Annotated in this window: 14 protein-coding genes; 5 read left to right on the top strand and 9 right to left on the bottom strand. The window is 63.3% G+C overall.

Annotated features, from left to right (window positions below):
* Positions 1–33 precede the first annotated feature (33 nt).
* The 7 genes from flgG to BJD12_RS01360 form a co-directional block, all read right to left on the bottom strand.
* On the bottom strand, positions 34–819 hold the full coding sequence (gene flgG, locus BJD12_RS01320) for a flagellar basal-body rod protein FlgG (protein ID WP_005994332.1): 786 nt from the start codon (positions 817–819) through the stop codon (positions 34–36).
* Positions 820–1,707: 888 nt separating this feature from the next.
* Positions 1,708–2,463 (bottom strand): flagellar basal-body rod protein FlgF, encoded by a 756-nt coding sequence (flgF, locus tag BJD12_RS01335; protein ID WP_005998249.1) that lies wholly within the window; start codon positions 2,461–2,463, stop codon positions 1,708–1,710.
* 150 nt (positions 2,464–2,613) lie between these two features.
* Positions 2,614–3,837, bottom strand: a complete 1,224-nt coding sequence (gene flgE / locus BJD12_RS01340) for a flagellar hook protein FlgE (RefSeq protein WP_005998247.1) — start codon at positions 3,835–3,837, stop codon at positions 2,614–2,616.
* A gap of 31 nt (positions 3,838–3,868) precedes the next feature.
* Positions 3,869–4,540 (bottom strand): flagellar hook assembly protein FlgD, encoded by a 672-nt coding sequence (locus BJD12_RS01345; protein ID WP_005998245.1) that lies wholly within the window; start codon positions 4,538–4,540, stop codon positions 3,869–3,871.
* Positions 4,541–4,580: 40 nt separating this feature from the next.
* Positions 4,581–4,988 (bottom strand): flagellar basal body rod protein FlgC, encoded by a 408-nt coding sequence (gene flgC, locus BJD12_RS01350; RefSeq protein WP_005998243.1) that lies wholly within the window; start codon positions 4,986–4,988, stop codon positions 4,581–4,583.
* A gap of 3 nt (positions 4,989–4,991) precedes the next feature.
* Complete coding sequence (flgB, locus tag BJD12_RS01355) at positions 4,992–5,393, bottom strand: flagellar basal body rod protein FlgB (RefSeq protein ID WP_005998241.1); 402 nt, start codon at positions 5,391–5,393, stop codon at positions 4,992–4,994.
* A 647-nt stretch (positions 5,394–6,040) separates the two neighbouring features.
* Positions 6,041–6,985 carry a chemotaxis protein gene (locus BJD12_RS01360; RefSeq protein WP_005998238.1) on the bottom strand — a complete coding sequence of 315 codons (945 nt, stop codon included), beginning with the start codon at positions 6,983–6,985 and terminating at the stop codon, positions 6,041–6,043.
* Between the two features lie 356 nt (positions 6,986–7,341).
* On the opposite strand from BJD12_RS01360, the gene flgA reads away from it, so the two are divergent.
* The 4 genes from flgA (at position 7,342) to BJD12_RS01380 (ending at position 10,253) form a co-directional block, all read left to right on the top strand.
* Positions 7,342–7,986, top strand: a complete 645-nt coding sequence (flgA, locus tag BJD12_RS01365) for a flagellar basal body P-ring formation chaperone FlgA (protein WP_005998236.1) — start codon at positions 7,342–7,344, stop codon at positions 7,984–7,986.
* A 66-nt stretch (positions 7,987–8,052) separates the two neighbouring features.
* Entirely contained in the window at positions 8,053–8,364 is a 312-nt protein-coding gene (gene flgM, locus BJD12_RS01370) for a flagellar biosynthesis anti-sigma factor FlgM (RefSeq protein WP_005998234.1), read from the top strand.
* Positions 8,365–8,379: 15 nt separating this feature from the next.
* Positions 8,380–8,712, top strand: coding sequence for a flagellar protein FlgN (locus BJD12_RS01375; protein ID WP_005998232.1), 333 nt, complete (start codon positions 8,380–8,382; stop codon positions 8,710–8,712).
* A 314-nt stretch (positions 8,713–9,026) separates the two neighbouring features.
* Positions 9,027–10,253, top strand: coding sequence for an ATP-binding protein (locus tag BJD12_RS01380; RefSeq protein WP_005998229.1), 1,227 nt, complete (start codon positions 9,027–9,029; stop codon positions 10,251–10,253).
* A 216-nt stretch (positions 10,254–10,469) separates the two neighbouring features.
* Here BJD12_RS01380 and BJD12_RS01385 read toward each other — a convergent pair whose 3' ends face one another.
* On the bottom strand, positions 10,470–12,191 hold the full coding sequence (locus BJD12_RS01385; protein ID WP_042828795.1) for an EAL domain-containing protein: 1,722 nt from the start codon (positions 12,189–12,191) through the stop codon (positions 10,470–10,472).
* Positions 12,192–12,194: 3 nt separating this feature from the next.
* Positions 12,195–14,327 carry a sensor histidine kinase gene (locus BJD12_RS01390; RefSeq protein WP_039421783.1) on the bottom strand — a complete coding sequence of 711 codons (2,133 nt, stop codon included), beginning with the start codon at positions 14,325–14,327 and terminating at the stop codon, positions 12,195–12,197.
* A 119-nt stretch (positions 14,328–14,446) separates the two neighbouring features.
* Between BJD12_RS01390 and BJD12_RS01395 the strand changes: the two genes are divergently transcribed.
* Entirely contained in the window at positions 14,447–17,233 is a 2,787-nt protein-coding gene (locus BJD12_RS01395) for an EAL domain-containing protein (protein WP_172797181.1), read from the top strand.
* The last annotated feature ends 411 nt before the right edge of the window (positions 17,234–17,644 follow it).

The raw sequence follows: 17,644 nt of genomic DNA on the forward strand, positions 1-17,644 counted from the left end.
AAGTTCCTGAGAGGGCGACGAGCGGCGAGCCGATCAGACGTTGTTGTTCAAGTAACCGAGCATCGAGTCGGTGGTGGAGATCGCCTTGGCATTCATTTCGTAGGCGCGCTGCGTCTCGATCATGCTCACCAGCTCTTCCACCGTATTGACGTTGCTGCCTTCCAGTGCGCCCTGCACGGTGGTGCCCAGGCCATTGAGACCGGGGGTGCCGTTCTGTGCGGGACCGGAGGCGGTGGTTTCGACAAACAGGTTCTCGCCCTTGGCCTGCAGGCCCGAGGGGTTGATGAAGTCGGTCAGCGTCAATGCGCCGATTTCCTGCGCGGCGGCCTGGCCGGCCAGGGTCACGCTGATGGTGCCGTCGTTACCGATGGTCAGTGACTGTGCGCCTTCCGGTACCTGGATGCCCGGCTGCAGCGGATAGCCACTGTTGGTGACGACCTCACCCTGCGCATTGATCTGGAAGGTGCCGTCGCGGGTATAGGCGGAGGTGCCATCGGGCATCTGCACTTCGAAGAAGCCGCGACCGTTGACCATCACGTCGAGCGCGCGGCCGGTCTGCTGCTGGCTGCCCTGGTCAAAGCCCTTGAAGGTGGACACCACGCGCACACCGGTGCCCAACTGCAGGCCGGTCGGCAGCTGCGTCTGCGCGGAAGTGGAACCGCCCGGCGCACGCACCTGTTGATACAGCAGATCTTCGAACGCGGCACGGTCGCGCTTGAAGCCGGTGGTATTGGTATTGGCCAGGTTGTTGGAAATGACCGACATGCGCGTCTGCTGCGCATCCAGTCCGGTTTTGGCGACCCACAAAGCCTGATTCATGACCCGATTCCTCGTTAGACCCGGGGATGTGTTCCGGGCACGGGTGGGTATATGCACGTGCCGTGCCAAAGCCGCGTCGGATTTCTGCCGGGTGTGCGCGGGATCACGTCGCCTGAGTGCGCGGCTGTCTGTGCATGGCAGAAGGGGCGGCGGCAGGCCGTCGCCAGGCGGCAGCGGTTACGTGGCTGATCAACGGGTGGCTTGTTGCCGGTGAGGGCGGCTGATCATTTGGCGGGCACTTGTTTGAGCGCTGGCGTGGTGGGTTCGTTGGCCGCGTTGTTATCGATGTCGACAGATACCAGGGCAGACGCTCAGTCGGTCGAGGGGGCGATGCCCTCACCGCTTGCGGGACACGCCGTAAACCCGTCCATGGGGGCTCGATGGCGGCATCCATGCCGCCAACGGTCCCGCAATCGGTGAGGACACCGCGCCAGACAGTTGGCTGATAACCGACCGAAAGCGGGTCAGCGCACTCCTCGGCCAGTTCGCAGCCCTGGTCGCTTTTGGGCGTTCGATTGGCACTCGATGCGCGCAAACGACGGGATGAGCGAATGGCGATCAACAGAGCACTTTGACTGCTCTCAGACAGACACCGACAATCTTTACTGGTCCTTGCCCGCTCACCGTCGCGGGACCTTGAGCGGCATGGATGCCGAGCCAGAGCCTCCAGGGACGGATTCACGGCGTGTCCCGCGATGGTGAGCGGGCAAGGGCCCTGCAGACAAGTCACGCACTAGCCGCTCTGCGGCTAAGCCGCAGATCAGTCGGTCTGTAATGAAGCCCCGGATTTTCGGGATGTCGAGTGGGCGCCAGCCACGCTCGGCTGCTATCGCGTATCGGCGCAGGTAGAAAGCCACCCAGCGGCGATGTTGGCGGCCTGCGCCGCGTTTAGCCGCTCACCCGCAGCAGCGAATTGGCCGATTGCGCGTTGTCGTCGCCGTTCTTGATGATCTTGACCTGCATTTCGAACTGGCGCTGTAGCTGGATCATCTCCACCAGCGCGCCAGCGGCATCCACGTTGCTGCCTTCCAGCATGCCGCCGTTGACGGTCTTGCCGGTGGCCACCGCAAACGCTTGCGCCGGGTCGGTGCTGGTGTTGCGCATCAGCCCGTCAGGGCGCCGCGTCAAACGGTCGGCGGGGGCGTCGACGACCTTCATCTTGCCGACGATGTCCATGGCCTGCGGACCTTCGCCCTGAGGAATGATGGAAATGCTGCCGTCGCTACCGATTTCCATCGCCTGGTGCGGCGGGATGGTCATCGGGTTGCCGCCTTCATCCAGCACCGCGTGCCCGTTGGCGGTGACCAGCTGGCCATTGGCAGTAAGCGCCAATTCGCCGTTGCGGGTGTAGGCCTCGCTGCCGTCGGGCGACTGCACGGCCAGCCAGCGATCCTGCTGTAGCGACACGTCCAGCGGGTTACCGGTGACCTTCTGATGGCCCTGGCTGCGATCGAAGCCCTGGTCCACATGCAGCGCATCGATCCGCGACGGATACCCCTTGCCCTGAATCTTGAAGGCCTCGGTATTGGCCAAGGCGGCCTTGAACCCCACCGTATCCACGTTGGCAAGGTTGTGCGACACCGTGCTTTGCGCCTGCAGGGAGGCGCGGGCACCGGTCATTGCGACGTAGAGGGCTTTATCCATGGTGCACCGGGAATCGGGAATCGGGAATCGGGAATCGGGAATCGCAACAGCGGGATGGCGGGGCTGGGAGAGTAGGGGGCAAGGCCGGCATCGCTTACGCGCGACGCCGGCTCTTACGATTCCCTATTCCCCATTCCCGATTCCCGGCTCTTAACGAATATTGATGATCGTCTGCGTGACCTGGTCCTGGGTCGAGATCATCTGCGAGTTGGCCTGGAAGTTACGCTGGGCCACGATCATGTTCACCAGCTGCTCGGTCAGGTCCACCGTTGAGGCTTCCAACGAGCCGGACTCGATCTGGCCTAAGTCCGAGGTATCCGGCGCACCGGTGCGGGCAGCGCCGGAGGTGTAGCTTTCGGCCCACATGTTGTTGCCTTGCGACTGCAGGCCCTGCGGGTTGACGAAACTGCTCAGCGCGACCTGGCCCAGCGGCTTGTCGGCGCCGTTGGAATAGCGCGCGAATACCACGCCGCTGGTGTCGATGCTGATCTCATTGAGCTTTCCGCTGGCATAGCCGTCCTGCCGGGTGTCACGCAAGGCGAATGCTTCGCCGTACTGGGTGGCGCCGCTGACATTGAGCTGCATGTTCAGTACGCCGGCACCGGTGCTCGGGGTGAACGGGTCCATTGCGATGACGCCGTTGGCCGGAGTGGTCAGCGCGCCGGTGTCGGAGAACTGCAGCGTGGTCGGCGCACCGACCGCCGTACCGTCGACGTAGTTGTGCACCTGCCATTCGTTCGGGTTGGCGGTCTTGACGAAGTAGGAGGTCTGCACATGGCTGACGCCCAGCGAGTCATAGACGTTGATGCCGCCAGTGGAGTGGCTATAGGTCTTGTCGTCGGCCGGGCTGAACGGGGTCACCGTTGGCGCGGTGGCGTTGCCGGGCAGGGTGAAGGCCAGGTTGACGGTTGAGGTCGACTTGGGCGGGCTGTCGGTAGTCAGCAATTGCAGGTCCGACAGGCGGCCGGCATCGAAGCCGTTGCCACTGGGATTGGGCGCGAACACCTGCAGGCGCGCGCCCTGTGGGTTGATCACATAGCCGTTGGAATCGGTCTGGAAGTTACCGGCGCGGGTGTACATCTTGGCGCCGTTGGAGGACACGGTAAAAAAGCCTTCGCCGGAGACCGCCAGGTCCAGGCTGCGCCCGGTTGGGTCGATATTGCCCTGCGAGAACTGCTGCGCCACGTTGCTGACCCGCACGCCGGAGCCCACCGCATTGCGCGACAGGCCATAGCTGGTGCTCTGGAACATATCGGCAAACTCGGCGCGCGATTCCTTGAACCCGGTCGTGTTGACGTTGGCGATGTTGTTGGAGGTGACGTTCAGATCGGCATTGGCTGCGTTGATGCCGGACAACGAGGTGTTAAAAGCCATGGATGAGTTCCTTTAAGTGTCGGTTGCCGGCTCAGCTGACGCGGAGCACGTTGGCGAGCGGGGAAGTGCCGAGCCCCGTCAGGTTGAGATACAGGCCGTCCGAGCCGATCGTGACGCTGTCCACCGGTGCATCGACGTAGGTGGATAACTTGCTCTTGGCACCGGCGGTGTCGGTTTGGGTTGCGGTAATGCCATATTTGCCTGGGGCCATGCGGTTGCCGTTGGCGTCGGTGCCATCCCAGGCGAACGACACCTCACCGGCGGCGCTGGCCGGCACGCTGAGTTGTTTGACGAAGGTGCCGTTGGCATCGGTGATTTCGAAATTGACGAAGCCGGCAGAGGTCGCGGCGACAACGCCTTTCGCCGAGCCGGTGGCATCGATCGCTAGCTGCGCAGAGGGCACCAACACGTTGTGGCCTACCAGCGCGGCGCCCTTGAGCACCTGGTCGGCATTCATCGAATCGGAGAAGTTGCCGACCTTTGTATTGAGGTCGCCAATGCCCTGCACGGTGGAGAACTGCGCCAACTGGCCCAAAAACGCGCTGTTTTCCATCGGTTTGAGCGGGTCCTGGTGCTGCAGCTGCTCGGTCATCAGCTTGAGGAAGTCGGCCTGGCCAAGCGACTCCTCCTTCTTTTTCGTGGAGGCGGCGCTGCTGGTGCTCAGCCCGAGGCTGGCGTAGAGGTCACTGCCGATCGTGCTCATCTTGAGGAGTCCGTAAGGGTTAAAGGTCAGCTAGGAAGGGTCAGCGACCCATGGTCAGGGTCGCGAGCGCCAGTTCCTTGGCGGTATTGAGCATTTCCACGCCTGCCTGGTAATTGCGCGAGGCGGAAATCATGTTGACCATCTGCGAGACCGGATCCACGTCGGGCGAGAACACGTAGCCGTCGGCATCGGCCAGCGGGTGGCCGGGCTCGTAGCGACGGATCGGCGGTGCGTTGGTGGTGGTGATCTCCTTGACGTTCACCGAGGTCAGGCTGGGATCCTGACGGCTCTGTTGGGCCTGGAAGATCGGCTCGATCGGCTTGTAGGTCGCTTCTACAGAACCGGCCACCGAATCGGCATTGGCCAGATTGGAGGCGATGGTGCTCAGGCGGACCGACTGCGCATGCAGCGCCGAGCCGGCCACGTCGAAAATGGGAAGATTGCTCATGACTTATTGGCCCGTGATCGCGGTGAGCATCGAGCGCACCTTGGATTCGAGGAAGCTCAGCGACGCGCGGTATTCCAGCGCGGCGCGGCCGTAGGCGGCGCGTTCTGCATCGGGATCGACGGTGTTGCCGTCCAGGCTGGGCTGATCGGCTTCGCGGGTAATCTGGAACGGGTTGAGCCCGGCGCTGCCACCCACTTCGTAATGCTTGGCGTCGGTGGCCTGCATCAGGCCGCCATCCTGCATGCCCTGGGCCGACTTCAGCGCCGCTTCGAAGTTGAGATCCTTGGCCTTGTACCCGGGGGTGTCCACATTGCTCAGATTGCTGGCAATGAGCTTCATGCGCTGCTCGCGCAGCGACAATGCGTCGCCATGGACGCCGAGGAACGAAGAGAAGGGACTGGACACGGTGCTCTCCCGCGAAGTGTTGCCAGGGAGGAAGCAATGTTTGTGCCAAATCAGGGTGTGGCGGAGCCCGCTGGGCGGGAAGGGCGGCTAGGGCTGCTGACGATGCCTGGATAGCTCAAGGCCGCGTTTTCAGCCCGCCGGACACCTGATGCAAATCCTGTGCGCGCCAGCGCGTCGCTATCGGCTGCGGCCGGCTACGGTCGGGATTATCGGGAAGGGGCGCGTGGCACAGCGAGCCAGCGCGTCGCTATCGGCTGCGGCCGGCAACGGTCGGGATTATCGGGATTATCGGGAAGGGGCGCGTGGCACAGATAGCGGCTCGCCGCGCTAGAAAGGCGCTGCGTTCAACGGACGCACTATCTCGAAAAGCGAGCGCGTTGCCGAAGATGGCGCGCTACCGCGGTTGGACGTCTTGTCTGACGGCATAAGTAGGGTGTCTCGCGAAGCCACTGTCGACGGTAATTCACGCCGACGGGCCGCCAAGTCGCCGAATTCGCGTCGCAAGCAGCGTTGCTGTCGCGGGAGACCTGCGCCGGGAATGCCTGCAAGGCATTCCTCCTTGTTTCTTGTTGCCATCGACACTGCAGCGACAAGCGGCAGGCGCTGCGCAGAGGCGCTACCGCTGAACCCGCACGCCGACCTCTTGCTCAGGCCGCTTCGGCAACCACTTTCAGGCGCGCCAGCACGTAATCGGCCAACTCATGGGCACTGTACTTGGCGACGAAGGCATTGGCGCCCACCTGCTCGACCATGGCGTTGTTGAACACGCCCGACAGGGAGGTGTGCAGCAGCACGTACAAGCCTTGCAGGCCCGGGGTGCGCCGGATTTCCGTCGTCAGCGTGTAGCCGTCCATTGCCGGCATTTCGATATCGGAGATCACCATCGCATAGCGGTCGGCCGGGTTTTCGCCCGACGCGGCCACCTGCAGCAGGTGATCCAGCGCCTGGCGGCCGTCGGACAACAAGGTCGCCGACACGCCCAACTGGTCGAGCACGCTGCGGATCTGCTGACGTGCCACCCGCGAGTCGTCCACCACCAAGACCTGGAACTGGCGGTCGTAGGCAACCAGCTGCAGCGATGGATCAAGCTGCACGTCCTTGCTGACCTTGGCGATGTCGGCCAGCACGCTTTCCACGTCGATCACCTGGATCAGTTCGCCCTGGAATCGCGTTACCGCCGTCAAATAAGTGGCTTCGGCGCCAAGTTCCGGCGGCGGGTGGATGTCTTCCACCGCAATGTTGACGATGCGCTCCACGCCGCTGACCAGAAATCCCTGCACCGAGCGATTGAACTCGGCCACCACCAGGTAGCCAGGCCCGTTCTCGGAGTGCGAGTCGCGCTCCGGGTGGCCGATGGCCAGGCCCAGGTCCAGCACCGGCACCGACCGCCCGCGCACGTCGGCAACGCCGGCAAACTCGGCGGGTAGGCCAGGCACCTGGAACAGTTCCGGCCGGCGCAGCACTTCCTGCACCTTGAAGACGTTGACGCCAAAAAGCTGGCGTCCGCCCAGCCTAAACAGCAGCAGCGCCAGTCGATTGTGGCCAGCCAGTCGGGTGCGCTGGTCGATGCGGTTGAGCAGATCGTGGGTCATGGGGCAGATATCGACAGCGTCCTCGGGAAACTTGAGGGCTTTGTGGTTGGTCGCGGGGCTGCTGGGGTTCGATAGTAGGGAGTAGCGATTCGCTCAAGCGCCGGGATTAGGTGATTTGGGAGTAGGGATTCACTCAAGAGCGTGCATTAGCGAGTTGGTCTGACCGCTACTGCTTCATCGTTGAGAGCATCGGTGATAGTTGCCGGAGGGGTCCGGTCGGTGAAAGGGCCCCCGGCAGCGGGGTGATACATCACCCAGGAAGCTACTTTGACGAATCCCAATCCCGACTCCCCAATCCCGGCAAAACAGGCACACCGCTTGCATGAGCTTCCGCGTCTTCCTCCGGATCTGGTCCCATGCGCCTGCTCCTGCTTGTCATTTTGTTGGTGGCCGCCCCGGCCTGGGCCGATGGGTACCAGGCGGTCGATTCCATTCGTGCCGCAGCGTTGGCCACGGTTGGCCCGGACGCCGAAGCCGAGGCAACGCTCGACCCGGGTCTGCGCATGCCGGCCTGTCCGATCGCGCTGCAGGCCCAGCCTACCGGCACCAACACCGTTGAAGTGTCCTGCCCGCAGCCGGCCGGCTGGCGCCTGTTCGTGCCGTTGAAGGTCCGCCGCAACCAGGATGTGCTGGTGTTGCGTCGGGGCATCAGCGCTGGAGAAACCATCTCGCTGGCCGATATCAGTATCGAGAAGCGTGACGCTGCCCGCATCGTCGGTGCAGTGCTGGCCGACCCCGTGGCCGCAGTTGGCAAGTCCGCCCGCCGCGTCCTGCCGGCCGGCTCGCTGCTCTCGGCCAACGATCTGGTGACGCAGCGGCTGGTCCGGCGCGGCGACACCGTCCCGCTGGTGTCGCGCAATGGTGGGTTGGAGGTGCGCATGAGCGGTCGCGCGCTGTCCGATGCCGGCGAGAACGAGCGCGTTTCGGTTGAAAATTCCTCGTCGCGGCGGGTGGTGCAGGGGATTGTTGAAGCAAGCGGAACCGTTGTGGTCTCCAGATAAAAATTTTCTATAAAGTTTTTTTTCTGGGTGCCGTTATCCCCTACGACCTGTAGAGGAGTTCCTGACATGACCCAGAAAATCGAAGGTAATCTACCGACCGCCGCCACCCTTCGCACCACGGCCACGAGCAGCAAGATCGCCTCGGCTGGTGAAGATCGCGCGTCCCCGGTTGCCGCAACCCCGCCGACCGACAGCGTCAAGCTGACCGGCGAGGCCACCAATCTGCAGAACTTGCAGCGCGAGCTTTCGCAGTCCTCGGCGATCGACACCGGTCGCGTCCAGGCCGTGAAAGAAGCTCTGCAGAACGGCAGCTACTCCATCAACCCGGATGCCATCGCCAGCCGCATGATGGATCTGAATCAGCAACTGGCGGGTTGATTCCCGACTGAAAGGATGAACGTGAACGAGTTCCTGCAACGTCTCAGCGATGCGCTGGCCGGCGAGCGCCAGGCATTACTCGAGAACGACATCGACGGGTTGATGCGACACACGCAGGACAAGCTGTCGGCACTGCGCGCGCTTGAAGCGGCAATGCCCGAAGGCGAAGAAGACCGCCTGCGTGAGCTAGCCGAAGCCAACCGCGCCAATGGCGCGCTGCTGGCACGCCGACGCCGCGAGGTGAACTGGGCATTGCGTCACCTGGGGCGAACTGAAAGCGCGCCCTCGTACGATGCCAAGGGCCAATCCAGCGTGCTGCGCGGCGGACGTTCGCTGGCAGTTGCCTGAGGTAGTCCTCCTGCATCGGGCCTAGGCGCCTTGTGTGTTGTGCGCAGATGGATGCCTTGGCAAAACGCGATCTGGGTTTGCAGCCATCCATTAGGCGGGCGGGCAGGCGTCGTGAAGTCCCGACAAAGAACACCGGCGTGCAATCACCGCCGTGACAGCGCGCACGCGCGCCGATGCAGGTCACCGGCCGCGCCTGCCAGCCATGCCTGCCAGCCATGCATGATCTCGTTCAAAGACGTCTCTAAGACCAAGCGGCGATACGGCGCCCGAACGGTTCGGCGTATATTGAGGCGTCCTTGCTGCCGCCGTGTCCCGTGACCGCCAAGTTTTTTCTCAATCAAGCATTGTTGCCGTCTTCGACCATCCTGCGCGCTTTCGGCGACCAGATGCTCGAAGGTGTGTTGCTGTTCCGTGCCGACGGGCAGCTGATTCTGGCTAACGCCGTCGCGCGTCAGAGCCTGTGCAAGGAAGACCCCGCCGACGATCGCAATCTGGGCGAGCGGATCTCACAGGTATTGCCATCGGATGCACTCAACCAGGCGCGCAGCAAGGGCAGCTGGACCGGCAGTCTGCCAGTGGCCGACCGCGTGGTCATCGCGCATCTGTATTACAACGAAGAGCAGGGCGTCGGCCACTTTCTGGCGTTGTTCCACAACATCGAAGGCCAGCAGGATTACGAGCGCGAGCTGCAACAGCGTCACGCCGAATTACGCCAGGCGTATATGCGCTTGAACGGCGCGCAGGACAAGTTGCTGCAGTCGGAGAAAATGGCATCCATCGGCCAGCTGGCGGCTGGCGTGGCGCATGAAATCAATAATCCGATCGGTTACGTGCACTCCAATCTCGGCAGCCTGCAGGAATACCTGCGCAGCCTGTTCACACTGATCGAAGCTTACGAGCGCGCGCTGCAGGCACCTGACCCGAAGGCATTGATTCCTGAAATCGACGAGATCCGCAACCGTGCCGATATCGACTTCATCAGCCGCGATCTGCCGCAGTTGATGGCCGAATCGCGCGAAGGCATCGAACGGGTGACCCGCATCGTGCGCGACCTCAAGGACTTCTCGTACTCGGACCGTTCCGAGTCGTGGAAGATGGTGGACCTCCACGCTGGCCTCGAATCCACGATCAACATCATCTGGAACGAGCTCAAGTACAAGGTGACCCTGGAGCGCAATTACGCCGAGTTGCCGTTGGTGGAATGTCTGCCGTCCGAGCTCAACCAGGTCTATATGAACATGCTGCTCAACGCTGGTCAGGCGATTGTCGAGCGCGGCACGATCACCGTCACTACCGGACGCGACGAGGCGGAAAACGTCTGGATCCAGTTCCAGGACAGCGGTGCCGGCATCGCTCCAGACTTGCTGCAGCGCATTTTCGACCCCTTTTTCACCACCAAGCCGGTCGGTAGCGGCACCGGCCTGGGCCTGTCGATCTCCTACGGCATCATCAATAAGCACCACGGCCGCATCGACGTGGAAAGCGTGCCAGGGCAGGGCGCCAGCTTCCGCATCGTGTTGCCGATCCGGCAGCCGAAGTAGCGCTGACGCGCAGGGAATGGGGAGTCGTTAGAGCCGATTGCTGCGCTCTGTTTGATTCCTGCAACGAAAGTGCTGATGCGCTTATATCGTTAGCGGGAGCACTGTGGTGACCTGCTCACCTTGACTGTCAGTAGCGGAAAGATGGGGTACGCCATGCAGTAGCGCCAAGCTCGCCGAAGCCGCCTTCTGCTCCAACGAGTCCCCACTCCCGATTCCCTATTCCCGGCCGTTACGCAGCTCGTCGTGGGTCCTGAAGGCCTGGCGAATATGCTCGCGCAGTTCGTCGTCGTTCCAGGGCTTGGTCAGGAAGCGGTAGATTGCGCCGCGATTGATTGCCTCGGTCACCGTGGCAAGGTCGGTATAGCCGGACAGCACCAGGCGCACGGTGTCGGGGTAGAGCATCTTGACCCGTCCCAGGAACTCGGTGCCGCTCATGTCGCTCATGCGCTGATCCGACAGGATCACCTGCACATCGTTGGTTGCCAGCAGGTCGAAGGCATCGCGGACGTTGCCCGCAGCCAGGATGCGGTAGCCGTCGCGGCGGAACAGCCGGACCAGCGAGCGCAGCACGTTTTCTTCGTCGTCCAGCAACAGCAGCGTGCGGTCGGGGCGGCTTTCGGCGAATGATTCCGGACGCAGGTAACGCCGACGCAAGGCCATGCCGGCGGACTCGGCCGACATCGGCTCACCAAACAGATAGCCCTGGAAGATGTCGCAATCGTTGCGGCGCAAAAAGCCCAATTGCGCCTGCGATTCCACGCCATTGGCAATGACCGTCATGCCCAGCTGGTGGCCCATTGCAATGATCGCACGCGCAATCGCCGCCTCGCGGCTGCCGGCCGGCGCGCTCTTGATGAAGCTGCGGTCGATCTTCAGCCGGTCCACCGGGTAACGCACCAAGGCGCTCAAGCTGGAATCGCCGGTGCCGAAGTTGTCCAGGCTCAGGCTGATGCCTTCGTTGCGCAGGTTAGCCATCGTCTCGTGGACGAAGTTGACGTTGTTGGTCAACGCGCTTTCGTTGATCTCCAGCGTCACGAATTGGGCCGGCACGCCGGCGGTTTGCAGCATCGCCATCACTTCGTTGAAGAAGCCCGGCCGCAACAGCTGCAGCGTGGAGACATTCACTGCAATGCTGAAGTCGTCGAAGCCCTGGTCGCGCCACAGCCGCGCCTGACGCACCGCATTTTGCAGCACCCATTCACCGATCTGCACGATCACACCCAGCCGTTCGGCGGTGCGCATGAAACGTTCCGGCACCAGCATCCCCAGGGTGGGCGATTGCCAACGCAGCAGCGCCTCCATGCCGACGATGCGGCCGTCGCGTGCGCTGACCAGGGGCTGGTAGCGCAGGCGCAGCTCGCCATGCGGGATCGCATCGACGATCTGTCGCGCAATGATGCTTTCGCTATGTGCGTTGGTGGCCGAATTGCGCGTGTACAAGCGGACGGTGTTGCCGCCTTCGCGCGCGGCTTGGTAGCTGGCTTCTTCGGCGTAATCGAGCAAGACCGAGAGCGAGGTCGAGTGTTCCGGACACAGGCTGATCCCGACCTTGCCGGTCATGAACAATGTGTACGGCAACACCGATAGCGGCAATTCAAGCTGCTGGCGAATCTCCTCGGCAAAATCCTCCGGCAGCGGCGTGTCGTCGCGGCGCACCGCCACGATGATCATCTCGTCGCTGCCGTGGCGCCACAGCTTGCCGCGCGTGCCCAGAAATTCCTGAAGGCGGCGTGCGACCAGCGTCAGTGCCTGGTCGCCGACTTCACCACTCATGTTCTCGTTGATCGAGGCAAAGTGGTCGATATCGACATGGAAGATCATCAACGGCTGGCCGCCGGACGCGGCTGCGTCCACCAGATGCAGTAATTCGGGATTGCCTGCGCCCAGTCTTGTCGGTTTGACGATTTCCAATCCTGGCGGGATTACGGGGCTCCACATGACTCAACGTCCACCATCTTCGTGGACGGACTCGCCGGCCGGGTGATAGGGCAGACGCAACGTCACGCGCGTGCCTGCTCCGGGGGCTGAGTCTATCGCGAGCACGCCGCCGACGGTTTGCGCGCGCTCACGCATCACGATCAGTCCAAGCCCGCGCGGACCCTCAGGTTCAAATCCATCGCCGTCATCGCTGACCTCCAAACAGAAACTCTCGCTGTCGATCGAGTGCAGGCTCATGCGCACCTCACCTGCGCATGCGTGGCGCAACGCGTTGGTCAGGCTTTCCTGCGCAATCCGGAAGCACGCTTGTTCGATTTCGTTGCCGGGGCGGACGTCGAGCGCCTGGATGTCCAGTTCCAGGCGGACCTGCGAGGCGCGGAACAACATTGACGCCTGCCAGCGCAGCGCCGCTTCCAGACCCAGTGCGTCCAGTTGCGGCGGACGCAACAGCATCGACAGATTGCGCAGCTTGGTGACCGTGCTGTCGGCCAGCGATACCACTTCCAACAAGTCCTCTCGGCGCGCGACCGGGTCGGTTTCATCCAGCGCCGCATGCGCAGACAGCTTCATTGCGGTGATCGCCTGGCCAATGTCGTCATGCAGATCACGTGAGATCGCGCGGCGTTCGTCTTCCTGCAGCGAGAACAGGCGCTTGGCCATGGCCTGCAACTCCGCATTGCTCTCGGCCAATGCGTCGCGCATACGCTCGGGCTCGCTCAGGTCGCGTACCACTAGCAGCTTGCAGCTGCGTCCACCGTAGCGGATATCGCCGGCCGACAGGCCTGCATAGAAGGTGCTGCCATCACGACGGCGCATGGCCCGGGCGCTGGATACCGGCTCACTGCGATCGCTGCCGGCACGCAGATAGTCGCGCACCACCGACAGGTCGGAATCGCCGACTAGCGTCTGCAGCGGCTCGCCCAGAATGGTCTCGCCCTGGAAGCCAAACTGGATTGAACCGGCCGCATTGGCATACATCACGTGCTCGTCGGCGAGAATCAGCACGCCGTCGGGTAGCACCCGCACCAACTCCCGGAACTGTTCTTCGCGCTCGCGCAGCAGGCGCCGCGACTGTTCGCGCTCGCTGACGTCCTGCAAGGTGCCGTGCACATGCCGCGCGCCGCTGGGCAGGGTCACGCTCTCCGCGCGCAAATGCACGGTGCGCGGTTGCGAATCACCGCCGGTGAGAGGCAGCAGCACGTCGATCTGCACTTCGCCGCCGGTGCACATGTCCTCGATCATGCGTTCAATGCGCGTCTGGGTGGCGGTGTCGGATGCGGTCAGCAGCTCTTCCAGCCGATGCTCGCGACGATGCATCGGCACGCTGCGCCCCAGAATGCGATAGACCGCCGACGAGTAGCGGCCCAGGCCGGTGGCGCGATCCAACTGCCACGAACCCAGGCGCGCGATGCCTTGCGCCTCTTCCAGGCGCTCCAGCGCTTCGTCGCGCAAATGCTGCGCCTGGCGTTCTTCGCTGCGGTCCACCGTCACCACCAGCCGGGCAGGGCCGCTGGCCAGGTGGAGCTGATTGCTGCGCACCTCCACATGCCGTAGCCCGCTGCGGGTCAGCAGATCTTCGTTCAGTACGCAGGTGGCATCGCCCTTGCCGCGGATCTGCGTGATGATGTCTTCCAGTCGCGCGCCATCGGCGTTGGGCCAGACCGCCTGCAGCGTCTGCTGCAGAAATTCATCGCGCTCCCAGCCGAAGAACTCCAGCGCCGCCGGGTTGGCATCGAGGATGCGCATGGTGGCCAGATCGTAGATAAAGGCGGGGCTGGGCAGGGCCAAAAACTTGGCCTGAAGCAACGCCTCGGACTGCGCCAATTGCGCATGCTCTTCCACGATCAAGGAGACGAAGCGCCGTAGCACCAGATGGATCACAACGCTCGACACCAGCAGGAAGCTGGCATCGGACCAGCGTTCCGGTACCTCCGCGCCAGCCAGGTTGAGCAAGCGGTTGCCCAGCAGTAGCCACACGACGCCGATCAGCAGGTACAGCCCGGTCAGCGTCCACAGCCCTTGCTGCAGGCGTTCGGCCAGGCGAAGTCGGGAAACGGGGGGGGACGAAAACGCGGGCGCGGCGACAGGTTGGTGCATGGGTCCGCGGACGACCTTTGGAGCTGGCGATGCGGACATCTTAGCCGCAACTGATCCCGGTTCGGTCGCGCTCGAAACACCCGCCTCAACTAATCCGCTGGACGGCCGTTATCCATTGCGACCCCGAGGCAGGGGTCGATCCTTCGGAGTGTTCCAGAGTGGACTCAGGCGTCATTGCAAGCATGCTGCAGCACCCGCTGACCTCAGCGGTGGTGTTGTTGGATGCGCATGGCCAGCCCCTGGCGGCCAATCGCGCTGCGCAGTCCCTCGGGCTGCCGGCAACCCTTGGTGCGTATGCCGAAGTGCTGGAAAGCAGCCGGGCCCAGGTCGTCGACACTGGTGGCATGGCGGCCTGCGTGTTGCCGGGAACCGGCGGCGGACGCCTGGAAGGCTGGCTGCGCGCGGTCTGTGACGAGCACGGCCAGATCATGGCCTTCACCCTGAGCATTCCCGAGCCGAAGGGCGCCGATGGCACCAGCCGCTGGGAAATGGGCCTGGACAGCGCCGACCACGGCTTGTGGGATTGGGACATCCCCGCCGACGTGGTGTACCGCTCGGAACGCTGGACCCGCATGCTCGGCTATTCCGAGCAACCCCTGCCGAACAATCTCACTGCGCTGTCCGGGCTGATTCATCCCGACGACCACGCGCACGTCAGCGCCGCCGTCCAGGCCCATCTGGAGGGGCGCACCGACACTTACGTGGCCGAATTCCGGCTACGCCAGCAAGACGGCCAGTGGCGCTGGATCCTGGATCGTGGCCGCGTGGTTTCGCGCACCGCCGACGGGCGCCCGATGCGCATGGTCGGCACGCATACCGACGTGCATCACCACAAATTGCTCGAACAACAGTTGCGCGAGCAGCAGGCCCAGCTCGAAGAAGCCCAGCGCATTGCCAGCATGGGCAGTTGGAATTGGGATTCGCTGAAGGACCAGCTGTGGATCTCGCAGGACTTCCTGCAGCAACTCGGCATGATCCAGGTGCGCCTGCATGGCGTTCGCGACGTGCTGCGTCTGCTCGCCCGGCCATCGCTGGCGCAATTGCGCAGCGCCTGGCGCAAGATCAAGCACGAAGGCCTGCCGGTCCATTTCGAGCTGGAGGTCAACGGCCTGCTCGGCGTCAATCCGCATCATTTGCGGGTCTGGGCACAGCCGGTGTTCGATGGCGACGGCAGCATGGTGCGTGTGCTCGGCCAGTTGCAGAACGTCACCGAACAACGGCAGACCGATGCGTTGATCCGCTGGCGCACCGAATTGCTCAATCGCGTGTCTGCATTGGGCAAGATCGGCGGCTGCGAAATCGAGGTCGATACCCGGCGCATGCAGTGGACCGAGGAGTGCTACCGCATCCACGGCCTGCGCAAGGAAAACATCACGCTGGAGCAGGCGCTTGCGCTGTACACCCAGGATTCGCGCGATGCCTTCGAAGCGGCGCTGCTGCGCATTTCCGACGGTGGCCTGCCCGAGCAGCTGGAGCTGTGCTTCTACCGCAACTCCGGTCAACGCATCTGGGTGCAGGTGCTGATCGAGCTGGACCGTCGTGAAGGTTTGCCTCCGCGATTCGTCGCCTTGTTCCGCGATGTCACCCGCGAGCGCGAGGCCAACGAACGCATCGAGCTGTTGGCGCACTACGACCGCCTGACCGGGCTGCCGAACCGCTTTTTGCTGCGCGAGCAGGCAGAAAACGCCATCCGCGAAGCCAACGAGCGCGGCCAGGTGCTGGCCATGCTGCTGATCGATCTGGACGGCTTCAAGAGCATCAACGACTCGTTCGGCCATGCCACCGGCGACAATCTACTCAAGCTCGCTTCGGCGCGCCTGCATCAGCATCTGCGCAACAGCGATCTGTTCGGCCGCTTCAGCGACGACGAATTCATCGTGCTGCTGCGCGATCTTTCCGAGCCGGAAGACGCCGGCCACGTGGCGCGCAAGTTGATCAGCGCGCTGGGCGAGCCGCTGCGCAAGGACCACGTCACCCTCAAGCTCGGTGCCAGCATCGGCATTGCGCTGCAGGGAGAGGGTCTGTCGGACTTCGATAGCCTGCTGCGCGCCGCCGACGCGGCGATGTACGCGGCCAAGGACTCCGGCCGCAACACCTTCCATTACTACAGCCAGGACGTGCTGCTGCGTGCGCAGCGCCGCCTTGAGCTCGAGCATGCGCTGCAAGGCGCACTCGAGCGCGAAGAGTTCACGCTGGTGTACCAGCCGTTGGTCAACACCGTGGGCGACGCATCGCCGGCGATCGAAGCGCTGATGCGCTGGAATCGCCCCGGCCATGGACCCTGCAGCCCGGTCGAATTCATCCCGATCGCTGAAGAGTGCGGCGAGATCGTGCGCCTGGGCGAATGGGTGATCGGCGAAGCCTGCCGTCAGGCTGTGGTCTGGGACCGCGCCGGGCTCAATTTCAGCCGCATCGCGGTCAACGTCTCGGCCGTGCAGTTGCGCGAACGCGGCTTTGCCGAGCGCGTGTTGGAAATCTGCCGCGACAACAGCTGGCCGCCATCGCGCCTGGAACTGGAATTGACCGAATCTGCATTGATTCGCGATTCGGATGCGCTGCGCCGTTGCTTCGAATTGTTCGAGCAGAACGGCGTGCTGCTGGCGGTGGACGACTTCGGCACCGGCTTTTCGAATCTGCATTACCTCAACCGCTTTCCGGTGCAGCGCCTGAAGATCGACCGAAGCTTTGTGCAAGGCATGCTCGACGACGCCAATACCGCCGAAGTCACCCAGGCCATCGTGCATCTGGGCCACGCGCTGGGCATGCAGGTCGTCGCCGAAGGCGTAGAGACCGTGCAGGAAGACGCCTTGCTACGCCAGCAGGGCTGCGACGAAATCCAGGGCTATTTCTACTCACGCCCGCTGTCGCCGCGCGACATGGCGCAGTGGCTGCGCGAGGCCGAAGCCGGCATGCGGCTGGGCGCGCGACTGGTGATTGCTAGCTGAGCCGTTGGCCATGCTGGCGCCGCATACGTGGTGTCGCGCACTATCACCCAGTGATGTGATCGGCTCCGTGCCGTTCCGCTGCGGTACGAGGACAGGCGACAGCTTTGCTGCTTGCCTGTTGCTGGCGATCTGATCCAAATCCCTACCTGATGTCCTGCATATGCATCGCAAGCGGCGCGGATCGCGCTTGCTCGTCCCAGAGGCATTGGCACTTCCTTTGGACACCTTGACGGTGTCGTTTCTGGACGGGGCACAGTCCGGTCAAGACGCATCGCCTAATGGGTCAGTGCAGGATGTTAGGAATCTCCCCGGAAGCGATTGGAGCATCTTCCAAACGGATCCAGAATGGCTCGATAGCGCGACGAAGAACGAGGGCTGTTGTCCCGTACGTGCATGCATGACTGCCTGGCG

This window comes from Xanthomonas vesicatoria ATCC 35937, assembly GCF_001908725.1.
Lineage (GTDB): Bacteria > Pseudomonadota > Gammaproteobacteria > Xanthomonadales > Xanthomonadaceae > Xanthomonas > Xanthomonas vesicatoria.